The following is a 21,210-nucleotide window of genomic DNA, read 5'->3' as shown; positions in this document are numbered from 1 at the left end:
TAGCTGCGGATTTGAATAGCTATTGGTTCAATCAGAAGCTTAGCAGTCGATTAAGTTCAGTAATACTGTATTCAATAAAACCATTACCCTAATTTTCTCAAAAAATTAATTGTAATGGAATTCTCTACCGTGTTAGTTCATCGCAAATCACGGGAACAATAGCAACAGTTGAATAGCTGACCGTAATCTTAAGCTGACCCTAATCTATTGTTACCTGGAGCCATTGAGACGCTTTATGCCAGCAACATCTTTTTATGCAGATGCCGCCTACAATACCCAAAAGTCCCGCCAGGTTTTGGACTCGGATCTCACGGTTGATGAGAGTGAGCTATCGGTAGACGATCTACAAGAGTTAGAAATGGCTTCTGTAGACCATGCTAACTTTGCTGCTAACGCCAACCGCCGTAGTACAGATCTTGTACGTCTATATCTTCAGGAAATTGGTCGGGTTAGGTTGTTAGGGCGGGATGAAGAGGTTTCAGAAGCTCAAAAAGTTCAGCGCTACTTGCGGATGCGGATAGTGCTTGCTAATGCAGCAAAGCAAGGAGATGAGGTAATTTCACCTTATCAGAAGTTAATTGAAGTTCAAGAGCGTCTGACTTCAGAACTAGGACATCGACCGTCTTTGGAAAGGTGGGCTGCCACTGCTGGTGTCATGGTATCGGATCTCAGACCGATTTTGGCAGAGGGCAAACGTCGCTGGGCTGAAATTGCCAAGTTGACAGTAGAAGAATTGGAACAAATCCAGTCCCAAGGACTCCAAGCAAAGGAACACATGATTAAGGCTAATCTTCGCCTGGTTGTGTCTGTTGCTAAGAAGTATCAAAATCGTGGTTTGGAATTGTTGGATTTAGTCCAAGAAGGTACTTTAGGTCTAGAAAGAGCTGTAGAAAAATTTGACCCAACTAAGGGTTATCGCTTCAGTACCTATGCTTACTGGTGGATTCGTCAGGGAATTACACGGGCGATCGCTACTTCTAGTCGCACAATCCGCCTACCTGTTCATATTACAGAAAAGTTAAACAAAATCAAAAAAGCCCAACGCAAGATTGCTCAAGAAAAAGGTCGCACCCCGACTCTAGAGGATCTAGCAACTGAGTTAGAAATGACACCTACACAAGTACGTGAGGTTTTGTTGCGGGTTCCTCGCTCCGTGTCTTTGGAAACCAAGGTAGGAAAGGATAAAGATACTGAGTTAGGAGAATTACTCGAAACTGACAATGTAACTCCAGAAGAGATGTTAATGCGAGAATCTTTACAAAAAGACTTGCATCATCTTCTGTCAGATTTGACTAGCCGCGAACGCGACGTAATTTTGATGCGATTTGGTTTGGCAGATGGTCATCCTTACTCTTTAGCAGAAATTGGACGCGCTCTCGATTTGTCACGGGAACGAGTAAGACAAATTGAATCCAAGGCTTTGCAAAAGCTACGCCAACCCAAGCGCCGCAATCTCATCCGCGATTATTTGGAGTCTCTAAGTTAGTTAACGATCATTTATCATTAGTCCTGTTTCACAAAGTCTGAACTCGGCTTGCCGCGCTCAGACTTTGTGTCTTGTTATTTGAAAACTTTGCCTCACAAGTGACTAGCAACAAAGAACTGTATTCGAGCTACAGACACAAAACTTATCACAAGCTTATAGCTAATTATTTGCATCTGAGCTTACAGCAGTTTCCCCAGACCTTTGCTCAGAATATATTGAAGGTGGGGATCGATTGCGAGCTGATTATTCATAAATTTTTGATGAATTTTTCTTGAGCCTTTAGTAAAGATTCTCAATAAGCAATGATTGTTGCAAATTGCTCCCAAGATTTGTTATATTCTCAACTAACAAGCTTTGTTGAGAAATATTAGCTATGACCGCCTACACAACTACTTCACTCAAAGCAGAACTGAACGAAAGAGGCTGGCGTTTAACTCCCCAGCGCGAAACAATTTTACACATTTTTCAGGAACTTCCGCAAGGTGAACATTTAAGTGCGGAAGATCTTTATCATCGGTTAGAAACTGATGGCGAAGGGATCAGTCTGTCAACTATTTATCGAACTTTAAAGTTGATGGCGAGAATGGGGATTCTCCGGGAATTAGAACTGGGTGAGGGACATAAGCATTATGAACTCAACCAGCCCTATCCCCATCACCACCATCACCTAATTTGTGTTCGTTGTAACTCAACGATTGAGTTTAAAAACGACTCAATTTTAAAAATTGGGGCGAAAACTGCTCAAAAAGAAGGCTTTCACCTGCTTGACTGTCAAATGACCATCCATGCTGTATGTCCCAAGTGCCAACGAGCGCTGATGCCGCTTTAGCAGTTGGGTAGATAAAAAAACGAAACTACTCAAATTAACCAAATAAATGGAATTTTGAGCAGTTCCTTTCTTTGCTGTTACTGGAGGCAAGCAACCAGTTGAGGACTGATACTAACAACACCAAAGCGGATGCTAAAAGCGTCCGCTCTTAAGATCCTTGAGGCTAATGCCGTAGAATTCTTGGGCTTGTTTAATTGCTTTTTTGGTGTCATCTGCCATTACACCATTGAGCTTGCCTTTATAAAAACCGCGCTCCCGCAAGCGTGTTTGGATTTCGAGGACGCTAAAGTCGCTTTTTGGGGCAGTATTTATCGAGCTATATAATTTAGCTCTAGTAGTTGGGCCAGCAACGCCACTTGCTGCTAAGAAATTAGCTGCTTGAAATCTCTTGACAGCATCGGCAGTGTAGGGGCCATAGTAACCATTTGGCTCTCCCTCTAAATATCCTGCTTGAATTAGGTGTTCTTGAAGTAATCTAACTGGCTCACCGCGATCGCCAAGGCGGAGTTTGCTTCGATCTGCTACCTTTTTAGGAGCTTCTTCTCCATCACCAACACCAACTGGTGGCAATTTACTTAATGTTGCCGGGCCAACAATCCCATCAACGCTTAAGTTGTAAGAATCTTGGAAGCGCTTAACAGCTTCTTCAGTAATCGGGCCGAATATTCCCGTAGCGTTCCCGTAATAGAAGCCTGCGACTCTTAAGCGTTCTTGCAAAACTCTAACATTTTCGCCTTCATCTCCCTTCGTCAAATAGTTAGAATTGCGGCCTTGGTTGATTGCTGAACTAGCTGAACTTGTAGCACTAGTTTTTTTCGCTTGTGTAGTCGCAGCAGTTTTTTTCGCTTGTGTAGTTGCGGTACTGGGCTTTTTAGCTTGCCAGTTTTCTAATTTTTGTAAAGTGGTTGCTCCAACAACACCGTTTACTTGTATCCCAGCAGCCCTTTGGAAGCGCCGCACAGATTCTTCTGTGGATGCGTCATATACTTGGGTGATGGGAGCTTGATAAAAACCTGCTGATTTTAACTTTTGTTGTAAATTTCTGACAGAAGGACCTTGATCGCCTTTTTCCAGTGCCATAACGCTGCTGACAGCACTGAGAATAGACAAAGACAGAGCAAGGGGCAGCATATACTTCCAAGCCTTTCCAGAAAGCCGTCCCCAGTCTGGTGCAGTTGCATTGTTTAACAAAGAACTGAGCGATATCAATTCACTGGGTGTGCCGTCTTCGTAGGCGTAAGCTAGGTGTAAATACGCAAGATTCTCCATATTTTTTTCCTACACCATTGATTTTTCTTCGATAACTGCTTCAGCTTGATGTACTAGGTTTCTCAAACTTTCTAATGTTCCTATATTTACATCCTGCCATAAATTGCGCTTGTGTGCTTCTAATAATCTTTCAGCAATATCACGCAGTGCATAAGGGTTTTTTTCCTCAATGAATTCTAAAACAACTGGATCGAGTAAATAAGCTTGGACAATGCCTTGATACATATAATCTTCGACACATTTAGTTGTAGCATCATAGGCGAATAAATAGTCCACTGTTGCTGCCATTTCAAAAGCACCTTTATAACCGTGACGCATGACTCCCGAAATCCACTTAGGATTAACAACGCGAGAACGATACACCCGTGCGATTTCTTCTCTGAGTTGGCGGATTCGCGGTTGGGCGGGTATAGAATGATCCCCAAAATAAATTTGGGGATTTTTTCCTTGTAGAGAACGCACCGCAACTGTTAAGCCTCCCTGAAATTGGTAATAATCATCAGAATCTAGTAGGTCGTGTTCGCGGTTGTCTTGATTGTGGAGTACGACTTGCATTTGGGCTAAGCGTTGCTCGAAGATTTCGGTATTGGGCATTGGGCATTGGGAATTAGGAAGAGTTTCAGCTTCCCCTGCTCCCCCTGCCTCCCCTGCTCCCCCTGGCGAGGAGTAGGCGTAAGAACTCCAGTTGATGTAGGCGCGGGCTAAGTCTTGGTCATCTGTCCAGTTTTGCGATTCTATTAGGCCTTGGAGTCCGGCGCCGTAGGCACCTGGGCGAGAGCCAAAGATGCGATAAAGCGATCGCTCTTTTGCTGTTTCTAAAGTTAAACCTTGTTGAGTCCACAAATCAGTCTCTTGGCGAACTGCAAGGGCGAGGGGGTTTTGTTCTGGGGGTTCATCCAAGTTTGCCACCGCTGTCACTGCTTGAGCGAATAAATCAATTAAGTTGGGAAATGCATCGCGAAAGAATCCGGAAATTCGCAAGGTAACATCTACGCGGGGACGCCCCAAAACAGCCAGGGGCAAAATTTCAAAATCCACAACTCGCCGTGCTGCACCATCCCACACGGGTCTCACTCCCAGTAAAGCCAAGGCCTCGGCAATGTCATCGCCTCCAGTTCTCATGGTGGCAGTCCCCCACAATGATAAGCCTAGTGTTTTTGGATACTCACCATGTTCTTGAGTGTAATATTCAACGAGGGTTTCAGCGGCTTTTCTACCGATATCCCAAGCTGTTTCTGTGGGAATGGCACGAATATCCACAGAGTAAAAGTTTTTACCCGTCGGTAGAACTTCCGGGCGTCCGCGGGTGGGTGCGCCAGATGGGCCGCTTGGGATATATCCGCCATCGAGTCCGTGTAATAAATAGGTAATCTCTTGGTCAGTTTTTTGTAAAGCGGGAAGGAGGCGATCGCGTATCCAGTCGAGGGTAGTGCTGAGTGGAGACTGGGGAGATGGGAGTGAGGAGTTAGGAGTTGGGAGTGAGGAGTTTAGAGTTGGGAGTTCTGAATTCTGAATTCTGTTAGCGTAGCGGGGCGTAGCCCATTCTGAGTTCTGGCTTATGATTTGTTCTACTAGAAGGGCGGCGTGTTGTTCTAGGACTTCAACAATATCACCGATGGTGCGACATTCTGTACCATTAACTACTGAATATTGGCCGCTAGTCATGGACAAGTCTGCTGTTAGGGGGTCGAAGTCTAGACGCCAATCTTGGGCTATGGCACGGGTAATGCCTAAAGAATAGCGATTGGGTATGCGAGCGATCGCTACTATTAAATCCCTTAATTGCTGTCCTTGGGGGCATTGCCCAAAAATGTGCAAGCCATCGCGGATTTGAGCTTCTTTGAGTTCACAAAGATAACCATCTAATGAATTCAAAATTTTAAATTCAGCATTTAAAATTTCTTCGTTTTGGATTCCTAAATCTAGATGTAAATTTTCTTGAAGAATCAATTCCCGGATGCGATCGCGAATTGTTGGTAAACGGGAAGGATCTAAACTTTCCGCTTCATAATACTCATCAATTAAATTTTCTAACTGTTGCAAAGAACCGTAAAGTTCTGCGCGAGTCATCGGCGGCGTGAGGTGGTCTATAATCACAGCTTGGGCACGGCGTTTGGCTTGGGAACCCTCACCAGGATCATTGACAATAAACGGGTACAGATGGGGAAGTGCGCCGAAAGCTACTTCTGGATAACAATTACTCGATAAAGCCACACTTTTACCGGGTAGCCATTCTAAATTTCCGTGTTTGCCCACATGAACTACAGCATCAGCACCAAAACATTCTCTAACCCAATAGTAAAAAGCCAAATAAGCATGGGTTGGTTCTAAATCTGGTGCATGATAATTCAAACTGGGGTCATTATCATAACCCCTTGGTGGCTGAATTCCCACAAAGATGTTGCCGAGTTGAATTCCAGAAATGGGTATTGGGCATTGGGAAGAATCTTCCCCAGTCCCTAGTCCCCAGTCCCCAGTCCCCAGTCCCCAGCGTTGACTAATACCTTGCCTAACTTGTTCTGGCAAAGCAGTGAAATATTCTTGATACTCTGCCCAAGAGAGACTTTGTTGTACTGGACGCCATTCTCGACTTTCCGGATCGTTGGTGATGCCAGATGTTAGCCGTTGAATCAACTCATCTCCTTGAGCAGGTGGATTTTCTACTTGATACCCTGCTTGGTGTAAAGCTTGCAGGATTTCTACGCAACTGGCTGGGGTATCGAGTCCTACGCCATTAGCTAGGCGTCCATTGCGGTTGGGGTAATTTGCCAGAATAAGGGCAATTCGGCGCTCTTGGGGTGGTTTTGAACGCAGGCGCACCCAACTTGCTGCTAATTGAGCAACGAACTCGATGCGATCGCTCACTGGTTCATAAACTACCACATCTGTCTGTAAATCGGAATTACGAGTTTGCACCGCTTTAAAAGACACAGCACGAGTAATAATTCGCCCATCTACTTCTGGTAGCGCTACATTCATCCCAATATCGCGGGGAGAAAGACCTTTAAACTCTAACTCCCACTGTTCAACTGAACCGCCACTGAGGATAACCTGCAATACAGGCACATCTAACTTTTCCCACAGTTCGGTTTGAGGTGTCTCGCTTTCCAACTTTGCTAGAGAAAAACTGGTGGTATTCAACAGCAGCCCAATTCCTTCGGCTTCTTTGGGTTGAAAAAATTCACTCAACTCAAGTTGAACATCCGGTTCGCGCAATGAGGAAACAAAAATTGGTACAGGTTGTAAATTTTTCTGTACTAAGGCTTGGCATAAAGCATCGATTACCCTGGTGTTTCCCGCTAAATAATGGGCGCGGTAGAAGAGGATGCCGACTTTGGGCATTGGGCATTGGGCATTGGGCATTGAGGATTGGAAGCTTTGAGGTTCTGAGGTGGATAAATCCGGTTTTGAGGTGGATAAACCCAGTTCAAACTCTCCTCTACCCCTGTGCTCCTCTGCTTCTGTAACCGATGCCCCATGCCCCATGCCCCATGCCCCATGCCCCATGCCCCATTCATACAATCCCACACGTGGAATGCGTCGGGGTGGTGGAGGATTGTATGCAGTTGACAGACAACTGTCGGCGATAAATTGCAAAGCATTGACAAAATTTTCTACGCCGCCTTCGCTAAAATACTGCCATACCTGGTTAACAATGCCTAAAGGCACGGTAGACTGGGAGATTAATTCGGGATCGAGACTGTCGTCTCCGGGCATTACAATAAGGGTTGTACCATTACGTTGCACAATTTCCTGCACTACTTCTAAGCCATAAGCCCAGTAGGAACGCCCTCCTAAGAGGCGCAAAATTATTACCTCGGCATGTTCTAAAACTTGCTCTGCGTAAGTATCTATACTTAATTGTTGCTGCAATTGCAACAGGTTGGCGACTCTGAATGTAGGGAAGGGTGCAGGTAATTTGCCAAGCGCAGCTGCCAACGTTTGAATGTCGGTATCAGCAGCCGTAATCAAGACTAAGGTCGCTGGAGTTTGTTCTATAAAAATTAAACTCTCTGACTGATTCAATCCACCCGATATGCCACTAATACGATGCATAATCTTGTATTACCGTCTTAAACTATTGGTTAGTACACAATAAAAAAGGAGCCAGAATTCAGAATTCCGAATTCAGAAGGCTCCATACCTTAATGTATGGAGTTTTAACAAGGAAGAATTTTGAACTTTGTTTCGCCCACAAGGGGACAAAGTTTCGATTAATACTCATCACCGACTCAAGCTCTGATTTCTCCTGAATTCTCACGCCTTGGTGGAGCATCGCTATCTTTGCTCCTGAGTTTTGAATTTTTCCTTAAGAAAAATAAACTTTCGTCCTTGCATTGAGCCCTCTCTTACCAGAATGATTGAAAATGCTGAGTTCTCCTGATTTGAGCCTTTCTCGAACCTTGCCTGTTGTTGTATTCAATCGGCTTGGGAAATTGTTAGAGCAGATGGCTCAAACGCTGGGAAGTCCGGCTGTGGTAATGACAGAAGCTATGTTGGCGTCGATTCGCACACCTATAGAGTGGGAAAGCCAAAGGTTTACAGTAGTACTTTCTGAGCAGTTTAATGTGCTGTTGCTGGGGAATTTGGAGGTAGATGACACAGAACAACTATCTGCTGATAACTCTAGTAGAGACGCGATTAATCGCGTCTCTACTAGATTGACATTTAATTTCGAGGCGATCGCCTCTTTTATATTAGAATTGAGAGATTTGTTTGGGTGCAATTCCAATACTTACCAAAATCTCGAACGTTATCGCCAAGTTATTAAGCCTAACGATCCGACGCTGCAAAGTAAATTTACCCTGTTGTTATTAGAATATTTTCTAACTCAGCCAAGCCAAGAAATAATACCACCTCCCAGTGCAATTGGGCCAGCTGTTTATATATGTCAGCCAGTAGAAGATGCCCTAAAAAAACAAGTTTCTCAAGAACAGCTGTTAAATCAAGTAACAACGCAGATCCGCAAAAGCCTTGATTTGCCAGTAATTATGGCAACGGCAATTACACAGGTGCGAGAGTTTCTAGAATTAGACAGATTAGTAATTTATAAATTTCAGGGTTCCAAAGTCAAGACTCAACAATACCAGTTTGATAACACTGATTTCAATGGCACGGTACTGGCTACAACAGAGGGAATTTTAGCTAGTGGTATCAAACCGGAAATCTCAATTGGAGGTAGTCAAGGCTTAGATTTTTCTGCCGATAACGATAACCGTAGACCCCCAATATCTGTACCAGAAGAGCATCAAAAGTATCGGGGTTATGTTGTCTATGAAGCCTGTGGTAAAGATGGAATTACATCGGTATTGAATTACAGAGAAAGAAATTGCTTTTTCCCAACCTCTCAATGTTGGGAGAAGTATCGCCAAGGCTTTACTTTAGCTGTGGATGATGTCGAAAAAACTTATGCTTTAGAAGAGTGTTTGTTGAATTTTTTAAGGGAATGCAAAGTCCGAGCAAAGTTGGCTGCACCGATTATCTTTGAGGAAAAACTCTGGGGATTGCTAATTGCTCATCAGTGCCATAACCCGCGTCAGTGGACTGATAGTGAAAAAAATTTGCTCACTTCCATCGCCGAACAATTAGCGATCGCTATTCACCAAGCTGAGTTAATGCAAACCCTCACCCAAGAAAAACAAACGCTGGAAGAACGAGTTATTGAACGTACAAGGGCGTTACGCGATGCCTTACTAGCCGCCGAAGCTGCTAGCCGCCTCAGAAGCGAATTTCTCGCTACCATCAGTCATGAATTACTCACGCCTTTAACTTATGTGATTGGCATGTCTTCAACGTTGTTACGTTGGCCTTTGGGTGAATTAAGTCAACGACAACGAGATTATCTGCAAACAATCCACGATAGTGGAGAACATTTATTAGAAATGATCAATGACATCCTTGATTTATCACAAATCGAGGCTGGTAAGGCAGCTTTAAGTATTTCGCAATTTTCTTTGGTGAATGTTGCCCAAAAAACAGTGGAATCACTGCGGCAAAAAGCAACAAGCCAACAAGTAAATCTTAAACTTGATTTGCAAATCGATCCGCAACGCGATCGCTTTACTGCTGACTCCGAACGATTAGAACAAATTCTCTGGAATCTGTTAACTAATGCAATTAAATTCACTCCCGAAAATGGTAATGTTACTCTACGCCTTTGGGTAGAAGACGATACTGCTATTTTTCAAGTTGAAGACACTGGAATTGGCATTCCTGAAGAAAAATTACCACTACTGTTTGAAAAATTCCAGCAACTCGATACACCCTATCGCCGCCGCTATGAAGGTACTGGACTGGGACTAGCTTTAACTAAACAACTTGTAGAACTCCATCGGGGTCGAATCGAAGTAGAATCAACGGTGAGCGTTGGCTCAATTTTTACTGTGTGGATACCAACTCAGACAATGAAAGTGCACAGTAGTGAGTTATGAGTGTTGGGTGTTGACTGAGAAGTGAGGAGTAAGGAATTATTCTTTTTATCTCCCTCATCTCCCCCATCCCTATGCCCTAAATCATTTTGCAGATAAACTAATTAGGATTTTTTCAAAAACTTTTAATGCATGTTCCTTTCCATTGTCTCTGGTGAAAATGGTAAAATTCGGATGAGAATTAATTTCAATTAACCAATATTGATTATCTTTATCTAATACGATGTCTAAACCACCATAATCAAGGTCTAATTCTTCAAAAATGGGTCTGGCAAAATTATCAATCTCTGACAATATTTGTGGATCGCTGATATATTTTGCTTTTGCGCCATCCCAGTGGAGAGGACTTAAATTACCCGTAAAACTTGCGTTACTTATATCTTTTTCGTAGAGTAGAACTAACTCTTTATTCAAGAAAACTGCTCTATATTCAGATTTTATGGGAATTAATTCTTGAGCAATAGCAACGTAATCATACTTGTTATTAATATTAAATATTTCTTTTAAAGCATGTTCAATTTCATCTTGATTGTGGCATAAAAAGACATTGTGTCCGCTTGAACCAGAGTTTCTTTTTACAATCACAGGCGTTTCAAAATTTTCCTTAATTTCTAAGATAATATCTTGAATAGTCGGAAATTTTAAATACATCTTGTATCGGGAATCGCAAATAGGTGAAAGGAAACCTATTGTGCGAGGAAGTTTAATTTTTTTATTTAAAATATGATAAGTATATTCCTTATCTTTTAAAATCTTTGCTACTGCTTGATTAATTAAAGGAGTGCTATAATTACAAAAATAGTGGTGTTTATTATTGAATTTTACTTTGATTAAATTTTCAGCAGGATAAATAATTTCATAGCTGATGTTTAAATTTTCACAAGCTTGGAGCAATAGCGAAACATTGTCTAACATAAATGCTTGAAGCTAAATTGATAAGTTAACTTTGTAGTAAAAACTCAGAATCCACAAATCATAATTAAGAATACTTTCAGTGTTTAGCTTAATAGTTTTATCAACATTATTAAGCTAAGAGCATCCTTAATTTGCTAACAATTTTGGATTCTGACTAATGATTTCTGAATTTTTACAGCTTTATAAAAATCCAGAAGACAAGCTTTTCTGGAATTGATAAATATCAATCAAGCGCTTTTTCTAATTTGCTGAATTATCTTGCGCTAAAGGTTTTGAGAAAAGCCACACTCTAAAATACACCTATCTAATAGATAATGCAACAGTTTATCATCAATTTTCTAATCAATAGCAAAATCCAATAAACATATATTTTCTCGTTAACCAAAAAACGTATTATTTATTTTATTTTTTCATCAGTTCTGGCTTTTAGGGCGTTGCACAAACATAGAAATGAAATTTAGATATTGAAATCTAAAAATCCTGTTTCTCAATATATGCAACGCCAATTTCTAAGTTGTTGTTGAACTTGTTGCTTGTCGTTTAAAAATTACCATTTCATTACCAACCACTGGGTTACGCGCTACTAAGCGATTTTGGGAGTCGATAATTTCTAAATGAGTAAAATCCAGTTGTTGAGAGCGTTGTAAAATCTCGGCAGCGAGTCGATCCTGTTGAGATTCTGGGAGAGTGTACCAATCGTCGTTAATTGTAACAGTGAGATTACTCGTGCGGAAGTTGGCTTGAATTGACTTTATCAGACCAGAGGCGATGCGATCGCTAATTTCAGCGACCTGATTTTCAATAGCCACAATTAAGGCTTGTTCGGGTGTCAATTCTATAGTTGGCGTTGGTGTTGGTGTTGGCGTGGGAATTACTTCTGGTTCCGGTGACGGCGTAATTTCCTCTGGTGGTTGTTGTGCTTCTGGCGGTGTAACTTCTTCTGGCGGCGGCGTAATTTCCTCTGGTGGCTGTGGTTCTGGTGTGACTGACTCCGGTGGAGTAGTTATGGTTGGTGTTGGTGTGGGAACCTCTTCAACTGGTGGAAGTGTTGCTACTTCAGTAGGTTTACCACTCAAGATAGTTGTAGTTGTCCAAACGAGAATTATGGCAATTCCAGTAATAATTCCCGTCAAAGCTGTATCTGATAACTTTGTTGATAAATTTGATGGCAAAAATAAGCGGACTGTCCTTAATAGTCCACCCCAGCGCGACTGAAGCTGTTGCAAAAAACCAGGAGTTGCTTCTGCGCCAGGTGGCGGTGCTGTCTCCAGTTTCTCGACTGTTACTTCTAAAACCCCAATTGTCCCGCGAAGAATTTGGATAATTTTAGCCTTCCAAATTGGCTGAATTCTCTGGTAAGGTTTTTGGGGAGGTTTAGTTACCTGCTCATCGGTCGGTTTTGGATTGTCTTGTGACATGGAACTTTCACCAAAAGCAGCGAATCAAAGACAAACAACGTACATTATTACTGGTGCTGCCTCTTTTGCCTTAATGTATCACTTCAAAAGCACATTACTTCTGTGGAAACTAACTATTTATTAAATTTGGTGAATTATGAACCTGAAACGCCGTCAATTTTTATTTTTAAGTAGCCTGGGTGCTATCGGTACGGGATTTTTGGGCTGGATGTTAAGTAATAAAAATTATCAAAATGCTGATATTAGCTATTCTGCAACAGCCATAGCCGCCAACCCACCGAAAAAAGACTTGTTATTACGTTTTGTGTCTGTTGCAGATACAGGAACCGGCGCTAAAGGACAGTATGCTGTAGCTGGGGCAATGAATTTTTATCACAAAGAAAATCCTTATGATTTAGTCGTTTTAGCTGGAGATAACATTTATAATAACGGCGAAATTGAGAAAATTAGTGCAGTTTTTGAGCGTCCCTATCAAGGGTTGCTCAAGCAGGGTGTAAAATTTCAAGCTTGTTTAGGCAATCACGATATTCGTACTGGAAATGGCGAAGCACAATTGAAGTATGTCGGTTTTAATATGAACGGCAGACGATATTATACATTTCGTCGGGGAACTGTACAATTTTTTGCTTTAGATACTAATAGTAATGCTGATTGGAAAAACCAGTTATCTTGGTTAGAAAAAGAATTAAGTCGCAGTAATGCTGCTTGGAAAGTTGTATTTGGTCATCATCCAATTTATGCATCTGGTGTATATGGAAGTAATCCAGAGTTTATTAAAATTTTTACTCCGCTATTTCAAAAATACGGCGTTCAAGTTTATATCAATGGCCACGAACATCATTATGAACGCACCCGTGCAATTAATGGTACAACTTATTTAATTACTGGCGGTGGTGCGGGTACTCGTCCTGTGGGGCGTTCCGAGTGGACAGAATATTCTGCCGAGAGGTTGAGTTTTGCGGCGTATGAAGTGTATCCAGATAGAATAGAAGTAAGTGCGATCGCTACTAATAATCGCGTTTTTGATAAAGGTATTATTCAATTAAAATCGGCTTAGTGAAACAATGTATCATCCAGATATTCCTGCGGCGATGCCTACGGCGGGCTGCGCCTACGCCAATATTATCCCTTTTTAATCACTACGGAGAAAGAAAAATTTTATTCCCAACTTCAACCTTAGACAAAATCAGAAATTCAGCGATCGCGCTCTAGTTTTCTCATTTCAACTGGTTTGTTAAGAAATGCATAAATGAAAAGAATTAGTGATTATTATCTGCTGAAAGTAACAAAAGAGTAATTATAGAATCATCTCCAACACGGGATGTTCTATTTTCTGAACTAGTACCGTATGGGGATGATTTTTTAGCCTTGAGACGCTATCACACTAACTTAGGTAAAATATCAAATCAACATATAGCAATCCTATTTAAGTGTGAAATTAGTCGTGGAGGCAGGCAATAGGCAAGCTAGCAATAGGCAACAGATTTTTTCACGAATGATTTAGGATTGCCATAGTTTTACAAAATTGTAAATCATCTGACTAAAGGCATAAGAATTAATCAAATAGTGGCTTTATTAAGTCTGAATAATTATAGATTTTAATATACATCAAAAGCTTGAAAGTATTAATAGAAATAATTGTCTTAGCTATATAAATAATATGGTAAGTAAAAAAAGAGCGATCGCTGAAGTTAAACAATGTCTGGTGTTAGCTGTTCCTTTAGCAGCAGCCCAGCTTGCTCAATCGGCAACTGGCTTTGTGGATACGGTAATGATGGGTTTGTTAGGAAGTGAGGCTATTGCATCTGGAGGTTTGGGCGCTGCAATTTTTACTTTTTTGCTTTTAATTACTACAGGTATTGTTTCTGCTGTTAGTCCTTTAGCTGCCCAAGCATACGGAGCCGGAAAGCCTGAACTAGTAGGCAAGATTGTCCGGCAAGGGTTGGGAATATCTCTGCTGTTGGGAATACCGATTGTGATGGTAATTTTTAATGGAGGTGCTTTACTACTGGTATTGGGACAGAATGCCGCTACAGCAGCACTAGCAGAAACTTATTTAAGAGCGATCGCACTGGGTTTTATCCCTGCTTTGGGTTTTGCTGTACTCAAAAGTTTTCTTTCTGTTGTGTCTCAAGCGCGGTTAATTATAATCGCTGTTGTGTTAGGTACTTTGCTTAACATCGCAGCTAACTATGTTTTGATGTTTGGCAAACTAGGGCTACCTGCTTTAGGGCTAGCTGGGATTGGTTGGGCAAGCACATTGTCACTTTGGAGTATGTTTATTGCTTTAGCAATCTATATATATAGCCAGCATCGATTTACAAATTACCGCATATTTCACACTTCATTCCACGACACTTCCACCCAAGAAAATTTCCGCATTTTTTGGCAAATTTTTCAGGTTGGATTGCCTATTGGTGGTTTAGTTGCGGTGGAAGCAGGACTGTTCACAGTTGTCACGTTTTTACTAGGACAAATAGGAACCACTTCCCTAAGTGCCCATCAAATTGCCTTGCAGACAGCTTCTATGTCTTTTCAAATTGCACTTGGTATTTCTTTAGCAACAACTGTACGTGTTGGGCAATTAGTTGGAGAGCAAGATTTAGCGGGTGTTAGTCTAGCTGGATATGTAGGCATTAGCTTAGGTGCTTTGTCTATGGCTATTGCAGGAATTATATTTTGGTTAGTGCCAAAATCGGTTGTTTCTCTTTACCTTGACATCAACAATCCTAATAATGAAGATGTAGTCAACTTGGCAGTTAAATTGCTTGTAGTAGCTGCAATTTTTCAAATTTTTGATGGAGTGCAAGTCACAGCAGTTGGAGCATTACGAGGGTTAAAAGATACGCGAGTTCCTATGTTAATTAGTATTTTCGCTTACTGGGGCGTTGGTTTATCTACTGGTTATGCTTTGGGTATATGGTTAAATTATGGAGCAATTGGTCTTTGGTGTGGCTTAGCCATTGGTTTAGCTAGTGCAGCCATAGTTTTGACTTGGCGGTTTAAAATTTTGCAATCCATAACAGTTCAAGACGCAAAGGAAAATGTATAATCAGCCTATATTTACAGCAGTTTTCTTTTGCATGAAGTACAAAGTCACTGGTTTTGAGGCAGGAGGCAGAAGGCAGTGTTTCGACTACGCGGTAATCGAGCGAAGTCGAGATTCAACAACCAGGCAGGAGCCAGAAGAATAATTTGATTTGTGAATCCTTGGTTCTGTACCTCATTTAGTTGCAAACTGCTGTATACAAAGCCCTAATTTCTAATTCCCTTTCTTCGCGTCCTACTCTGAGAGAAAGTATAGTCAACTTAAGCCCAGTATCATGGAATTCGCGGCTACACAAACTAAAAGAATTTAACCCGCGCAGGCGGGTTTTGGATGTGTAGACGCGGTTTCTAACCGCCGATTTGACGTTAAGCTGACACTACCCATCTATCTGTATCAGGTATTTCCTGAAATAGTATGAGCATCGCATTCACACTCTACTAAATAATAGTAACCTAACCAAAGACTATATGATTCTTGAGGCTGCCATACTTAATGTTAAACCAGGTTTGGAATTCGATTTTGAAGCTAATTTTAAAAAAGCTTCCAAAATTATTTCTTCCACCAATGGATATTTATCCCATGAATTGCACAGATGCATAGAAGTAGAAGGAAAATATTTATTACTTGTTAGATGGGACAGCTTAGAGTCTCATACTGTAGGATTTCGAGGTTCTGCTGAGTATCAAGATTGGAAAAAACTTCTACATGATTTTTACGATCCATTTCCCACAGTTGAACATTTTCAAGAAGTTGAAATTTAGATAGGACTTACTAAGTTCTGTAATTATTTGGTCAACTCCATAATTTTCTCAAACTGAAAATTATGAGCTAAATCGCTTATAAAGTCTCGCAGTGCAGCATTTTCTAATGGTATTTCCTCAATCAAGTCTAAAATTAAGTCATCGCTACATTGAGCGGCGGCATTGTATATTTGTTTCACCCATTGAGGTGACATTGCAGATATCATATTAGCTAAATCTGTAAGGGTCAACATTGATTCTTTTATCTCTTGGTTTGAATTTATTATCTGATAGGTTTGTTCTTGATAAATATATTGAACCCCTAAATATTCTTTCAATTTTTCTAGTAATTCTGACTCACGAAAGGGCTTGTTAATAAAATCATCACAACCCGCTTCGATCATTGCCTCTCGTTGTTCCTCAAAAGCATGAGCAGTTAAGGCAATAATTACAGTGTGAGTATGGAGAATGGAGCATTGCAAAATATTTTGTCTGCGCTGAAATTCTCTAGTTTTAATAATTTTTGTGGCTTCGTAGCCGTCCATAATTGGCATCCGCATATCCATTAATATGAGGTGTGGTTGCCATTGCTCCCAAAGTGCGATCGCCTCTTGACCATTTGCAGCTTCTTGTACAACAAAACCGATGGCTCTGAGAATTTTGATTAGCACTAAACGGCTATCTGTAGAGTCATCAACTACTAAAATGCGATATTGATTTTGACCAGGCGCTAAACTAGAAACTCGCCTTCTAGTCTGCTTGAGGTGTACTTCACTGACTGTGGCTAGACCAATTTGAATATCGAAGCTAAATTTACTTCCCTCGCCAACAGTGCTGCTAACACTAATATTTCCTCCCATGAGTTGCACATATTTGCGGCTAATGGCTAAACCCAGTCCTGTGCCCTGTTGTGATTTCCTTCCAGTTTCAGTTTGTCCAAAAGCTTGAAACAACAAGTTAATTTCTTCTGGAGCTATACCGCAACCAGTGTCTTCGATCTCGAAGACTAGTGATTGGGGATTAGGGATTGGGGATTGGGTACAAGAGAAAGACTTATGCAACTTTCCCCCTGAAGCTTCCCAGTCCCTAGTCCCCATCCCCACCCGCAGCATTACCCTTCCACTATCAGTAAATTTAATTGCATTTCCCAGGAGGTTGAGCAAGACTTGACGCAGTTTACTTTCGTCGGCTTGAGCAACCTGGGGAAGGTCAGATGTATATTCAAATACCAACTCTAATCCTTTGGAAGTGGCGCGGAAACGCAACATTTCTTCGAGGTTTTGCAAAAGGTGAATTAAGTCAAAACTGCTGAGATTCAATGTCATTCTCCCAGCTTCGATTTTAGACATTTCCAGAATGTCGTTTATTAAGTTGAGAAGATGTTCGCCGGCGCGATTGATGATTGCTAGGTTTTGTTGATGTTCGGCGGATAAAGCATCATCGTGGCTCATGAGTTGAGTAAAACCAAGGATAGCGTTGAGTGGGGTACGCAGTTCGTGGCTCATATTGGCGAGGAATTCGCTTTTGGCGCGGTTAGCAGCATCAGCAACGATGGCAGCTTCTTGTAGTGCTTGTGATTGCCTTTGCATTTGTGCCAGCAATTGCGCTTGCTGTAAAGCAACTGCCAACTGATTGCTAATTTGAACTACTATGTTGACTTCTTCTGGTTTCCATTGGCGGAGATCGGAATTTTGATAACTTGCTAGCAACCCCCAAAGCTGATTACCAGATAAGATGGGAACAATGATGTAAGCCTTTGCCTGAAAGCGTTCCAAGAGTTTGATATAAGCAGGATTAAGCCCAGCGTTGTAGATATCTGGGATGCAGCGGTAACTTGCACTTTGGCCGTACAGATCTTGGAGGTAAGTATTTTGCGTTTCATCGTCTGACCGATCCAAGATTTTCATGAGGCAACGGCCATTTTCTATCATCCCTTGTGTGAGATGGGGGTCATTTTTCAGTTCTTCCATCAAAGAAATCCAACCGTCTGCTACTGACTCAGAGATAAATTTGCCGCTCCAGTTAGGATTGAAACGATAGACAGCAACCCGATCGCAATTCAGTACTTGCCGTAATTCTTGGGTTGTGGCTGCAAATATAGTCTCTAAATCCAGTGTTTGGCGCATCCTTTGAATGACTTGGGCGATCGCTCTTTCCCTTTCTGCACTCTCACGCAAGGCTTCTTCTGCCAATTTTCTCTCGGTAATGTCAGTAATCATACCGATATAGCCTTTAATTTCTCCATCCTCTGCAAATTCTGGCAAAGCTTGACAAATTACCCAGACGATGGCGCCATTCTTATGGCAGAAGCGATGTTCGTGCTTATAATTGCTACCGGATATTGTTGCTTGATTCCACGCTATTAACAGTTTTTCTACGTCATCAGGATGCACAGCATTTAACCAACCTGTGCCCAGAGATTCTTTAACGGTGCAACCAGTAATTTCACTCCAGCGTTGATTAAAGTATAAGATATTGCCATCTAAATCAGTATAGAATATACAAGCTGGCGAAGCTTCTGCTAAAAGTTGATATCGTTGTCTACCTTCTTGGACAGCGAATTCTGCTAGCTTGCGATCGCTAATATCTGCCCAATAACCAACGCATTCTATTGGCTCATCAGCTTCGTCACGAATTAACCTCATCTTTTCGTAGAACCAGTGATAAGTTCCGTCAGCGTGTAACCACCGATACTCATAAGAATTGTATTCTTGCTCAACTAGCCGGCTAAATTTTCTTGAGACCAGTTCCATATCTTCTGGGTGGACGCGTTCAAGCCAAAAATTAGGATTCTCAATAAATTCGGCGGCTTCGTAGCCAACCATTGCTCTAACATTCTTACTAATAAAAGTAGTGCTAAAGTCTCCTGATGTTTTGCTGCTATAAATCACTACAGGACTAGAAGTGAGGAGATACTGTAGACGTTCGTTTGCTAAACCCAGTTCTTGTTCAACGCGTTTGCGTTCAATTAACCCACCCAACTGAGCAGCAACAGCACTCACCAATAGAAGCAAACGCCGGTCTACTAATACTGGACTACGTTTAAAAAACACTAAAACAGCTAATACTTGGTTACCAGCCAATATGGGAACGCCAAAACCAGCTTTTAATCCGACCTTTGCAGCTTGTAGCGATCGCAAAAAAATCGGCTGTGATACTTGGGAAACATCTTCTATCCATTCTGGCTCCTGCTTGTGCCAAACTCGCCCTGGTAGTCCCACTCCGAAACCAAATGTAACAGTTTTGCTCTGACGGCAGAATTCTTCTAAGCTGTCTTCCTCTGCATACCAACCCAGACTGTGTTCTAAAACGGTGTTATCTTCATTGGGTATCCAGGCCTCACCAAAATCCCAACCGATGGTCTGACAAATTAAACGCAAAACCACTCTTAAGGCGTTGTTAACATCGCTGGCGCGAGTGATGGCTTGGGTTGTCAACAGCAGCAAACGGCTTTCATTTTCTGCTTGTTTGCGTTCAGTAATATCTTTGGCGGTGCCCAGTACATACCATTGTCCGTCGATGTCGATCATTTCCGCACTAAATAAGGTTGTCCTAATTTCTCCCGAAGAAATGCGGAAATCAACTTCGTGGTTGCGAATGGCTTTAGTTTGTTGCAGGGTGTAGGTGACAAGATTATATTCTTCTGGATTCACCCAAATATTCAATTCTTCATCGGTGCGATGGAGAACTTGAGAGCGAGAATAACCAAAAAACCGACAAAAGCTGTCGTTAACTTCGATATAGCGTTTGTCAGGAACGGTAATTAAGGCAATGGGGTCAGGAGATGACCGAAAAGCTGATGCTAACTTTTTTTCAGAAGCGCGTCGCGCTGCTTCTGCACGTTGGCGAGAGCGTACTTCCAGTACTAAAGAAACTAAATTACCCAAAGAACGAGCGAAATTTTGGTCTTCTAATGTCCAAGAATGAACACCCCCCACCGCTTCCAGACATAAAACTCCTACTGTTTTTCCCTCCAGCCTGACTGGGGTATCGAGTATGGAAGTAATGTTTAATTTTGAGTAAGACGCCGAAAATTCTTTCGTTCTGGGATCGATGTGGGCATTATCAGCGGCAATTATCTGGTCTTGTTGCAAAGCTGTAAAATAAGCTGGATAGTCTGCTGCTGATAAGCAAACTCCTTCGCTATGTCGATCCAGACTCGCTTGAAATAAGTCCATACATTGGATTTTCGTCCTTTTATCGTCATATAGCCAAATACTGGCTCGCTCCACCCCAATATTTTGGGTAGCAGTTTCTGTAATTGCATTCAAGGCTGCTTTTAAGTCACCCTGATAAAGGGTTTGATTTTGCGCTAATCGTGTTAGTACTAAGTTATGAGTGCGGAGCTTAATCGCACTTTCTTCTACTATTTTAAAATTTGTTGTTAAATCTTTGCTAACGCTAATTTCTGGTAAGATATCTTGCGTTTGTCTCTTGCGAATATTTAACTCAAATTGTAGACATTGACGTTCTTGAATTTCTTGTTTTAACTGTTTTTTTAACCTTTGGATAGTCAGTTGATTTTGTACGCGTAATAAAACTTCTTGAGTTTTGAATGGTTGAGTAATACAATCAATTTCGTTAAAACTAAATACCTGAGATTGTGCAAATAATTCATCTGAAGCGCCAAAAAAAATTAGCGCCACATTTTGAGTTTTTTGGTGATTTTTCAAGTCATGGCAAACTTGGTAACTATCCATGTCTGGCAGCATAACATTTAGCAAAATCAAATCAGGAGGAGAAGCGATCGCTTTATCGATCGCCAATTTTCCAGAACTAAGACTTTGCACTTGATAACCTTGACCTTGAAGGATATCTGATAAAAAATCTAAATTCTCTAAGTTATCATCAACTAACAAAATTATGATTTTTTGAGCATCCATATCAGGAATCAAATTAATTTTTAATCAAACTGAATCAGAAATCAAAAATTAAATGTAATAAATTACACAATAATAACACGAACATCTCTTTAGTCCTACTCCAGCGACTAATGTCTCATTTTCCATTTAAACACTAATGTAATAAATAACACAAGGAATGGAGCGAAATCTTGCTTTCCCAGTCTCCATTCCC

At 41.4% G+C, this 21,210-nt stretch carries 11 protein-coding genes; 6 read left to right on the top strand and 5 right to left on the bottom strand.

Features of this window, described 5'->3' with window-relative positions; all coding sequences use genetic code 11:
* The first annotated feature begins 235 nt into the window (after positions 1-235).
* Positions 236-1,486 carry an RNA polymerase sigma factor SigC gene (gene sigC, locus H6H03_RS28405; protein WP_190958405.1) on the top strand — a complete coding sequence of 417 codons (1,251 nt, stop codon included), beginning with the start codon at positions 236-238 and terminating at the stop codon, positions 1,484-1,486.
* Positions 1,487-1,859: 373 nt separating this feature from the next.
* On the top strand, positions 1,860-2,315 hold the full coding sequence (locus tag H6H03_RS28400) for a Fur family transcriptional regulator (protein WP_073643287.1): 456 nt from the start codon (positions 1,860-1,862) through the stop codon (positions 2,313-2,315).
* A gap of 132 nt (positions 2,316-2,447) precedes the next feature.
* On the opposite strand, the gene H6H03_RS28395 is transcribed toward H6H03_RS28400, so the two are convergent.
* Both H6H03_RS28395 and cobN read right to left on the bottom strand, forming a co-directional pair.
* Entirely contained in the window at positions 2,448-3,584 is a 1,137-nt protein-coding gene (locus H6H03_RS28395; protein ID WP_190958404.1) for a peptidoglycan-binding domain-containing protein, read from the bottom strand.
* A gap of 9 nt (positions 3,585-3,593) precedes the next feature.
* Entirely contained in the window at positions 3,594-7,640 is a 4,047-nt protein-coding gene (cobN, locus tag H6H03_RS28390; protein WP_190958403.1) for a cobaltochelatase subunit CobN, read from the bottom strand.
* A 311-nt stretch (positions 7,641-7,951) separates the two neighbouring features.
* On the opposite strand from cobN, the gene H6H03_RS28385 reads away from it, so the two are divergent.
* Positions 7,952-10,015, top strand: a complete 2,064-nt coding sequence (locus H6H03_RS28385) for a GAF domain-containing sensor histidine kinase (RefSeq protein ID WP_190958402.1) — start codon at positions 7,952-7,954, stop codon at positions 10,013-10,015.
* Positions 10,016-10,096: 81 nt separating this feature from the next.
* Here H6H03_RS28385 and H6H03_RS28380 read toward each other — a convergent pair whose 3' ends face one another.
* Together H6H03_RS28380 and H6H03_RS28375 are read right to left on the bottom strand one after the other, a co-directional pair.
* The gene (locus tag H6H03_RS28380) at positions 10,097-10,927 is read right to left on the bottom strand and encodes an ATP-grasp domain-containing protein (protein ID WP_190958401.1); all 831 of its coding nucleotides are present in this window, start codon (positions 10,925-10,927) and stop codon (positions 10,097-10,099) included.
* Between the two features lie 509 nt (positions 10,928-11,436).
* Entirely contained in the window at positions 11,437-12,345 is a 909-nt protein-coding gene (locus H6H03_RS28375) for a hypothetical protein (RefSeq protein WP_190958400.1), read from the bottom strand.
* Between the two features lie 136 nt (positions 12,346-12,481).
* Between H6H03_RS28375 and H6H03_RS28370 the strand changes: the two genes are divergently transcribed.
* The 3 genes from H6H03_RS28370 (at position 12,482) to H6H03_RS28360 (ending at position 16,155) form a co-directional block, all read left to right on the top strand.
* Positions 12,482-13,402, top strand: a complete 921-nt coding sequence (locus H6H03_RS28370; RefSeq protein ID WP_190958399.1) for a metallophosphoesterase family protein — start codon at positions 12,482-12,484, stop codon at positions 13,400-13,402.
* A 603-nt stretch (positions 13,403-14,005) separates the two neighbouring features.
* Complete coding sequence (locus tag H6H03_RS28365) at positions 14,006-15,397, top strand: MATE family efflux transporter (protein ID WP_190958398.1); 1,392 nt, start codon at positions 14,006-14,008, stop codon at positions 15,395-15,397.
* Positions 15,398-15,861: 464 nt separating this feature from the next.
* A complete protein-coding gene (locus H6H03_RS28360; RefSeq protein WP_190958397.1) occupies positions 15,862-16,155 on the top strand; it encodes an antibiotic biosynthesis monooxygenase family protein in 294 nt (97 codons plus the stop codon).
* A gap of 23 nt (positions 16,156-16,178) precedes the next feature.
* Here the strand turns inward: H6H03_RS28360 and H6H03_RS28355 are convergent, their stop codons facing one another.
* Positions 16,179-21,017, bottom strand: a complete 4,839-nt coding sequence (locus H6H03_RS28355) for a PAS domain S-box protein (RefSeq protein WP_190958396.1) — start codon at positions 21,015-21,017, stop codon at positions 16,179-16,181.
* Between the last annotated feature and the right edge of the window lie 193 nt (positions 21,018-21,210).

This window comes from Nostoc paludosum FACHB-159, assembly GCF_014698835.1.
GTDB lineage: Bacteria > Cyanobacteriota > Cyanobacteriia > Cyanobacteriales > Nostocaceae > Nostoc > Nostoc paludosum.
This window is presented reverse-complemented; position numbering and strand designations above follow the sequence as displayed.

What these genes read in the sequence shown, in the direction of transcription:
- H6H03_RS28355 (WP_190958396.1), bottom strand. Translation starts at nt 21,017, where the DNA reads ATGGATGCTCAAAAAATCATAATTTTGTTAGTTGATGATAACTTAGAG.
- H6H03_RS28370 (WP_190958399.1), top strand. Translation starts at nt 12,482, where the DNA reads ATGAACCTGAAACGCCGTCAATTTTTATTTTTAAGTAGCCTGGGTGCT.
- sigC (WP_190958405.1), top strand. Translation starts at nt 236, where the DNA reads ATGCCAGCAACATCTTTTTATGCAGATGCCGCCTACAATACCCAAAAG.
- H6H03_RS28385 (WP_190958402.1), top strand. Translation starts at nt 7,952, where the DNA reads ATGCTGAGTTCTCCTGATTTGAGCCTTTCTCGAACCTTGCCTGTTGTT.
- H6H03_RS28395 (WP_190958404.1), bottom strand. Translation starts at nt 3,584, where the DNA reads ATGGAGAATCTTGCGTATTTACACCTAGCTTACGCCTACGAAGACGGC.
- H6H03_RS28365 (WP_190958398.1), top strand. Translation starts at nt 14,006, where the DNA reads ATGGTAAGTAAAAAAAGAGCGATCGCTGAAGTTAAACAATGTCTGGTG.
- H6H03_RS28360 (WP_190958397.1), top strand. Translation starts at nt 15,862, where the DNA reads ATGATTCTTGAGGCTGCCATACTTAATGTTAAACCAGGTTTGGAATTC.
- cobN (WP_190958403.1), bottom strand. Translation starts at nt 7,640, where the DNA reads ATGCATCGTATTAGTGGCATATCGGGTGGATTGAATCAGTCAGAGAGT.
- H6H03_RS28380 (WP_190958401.1), bottom strand. Translation starts at nt 10,927, where the DNA reads ATGTTAGACAATGTTTCGCTATTGCTCCAAGCTTGTGAAAATTTAAAC.
- H6H03_RS28400 (WP_073643287.1), top strand. Translation starts at nt 1,860, where the DNA reads ATGACCGCCTACACAACTACTTCACTCAAAGCAGAACTGAACGAAAGA.
- H6H03_RS28375 (WP_190958400.1), bottom strand. Translation starts at nt 12,345, where the DNA reads ATGTCACAAGACAATCCAAAACCGACCGATGAGCAGGTAACTAAACCT.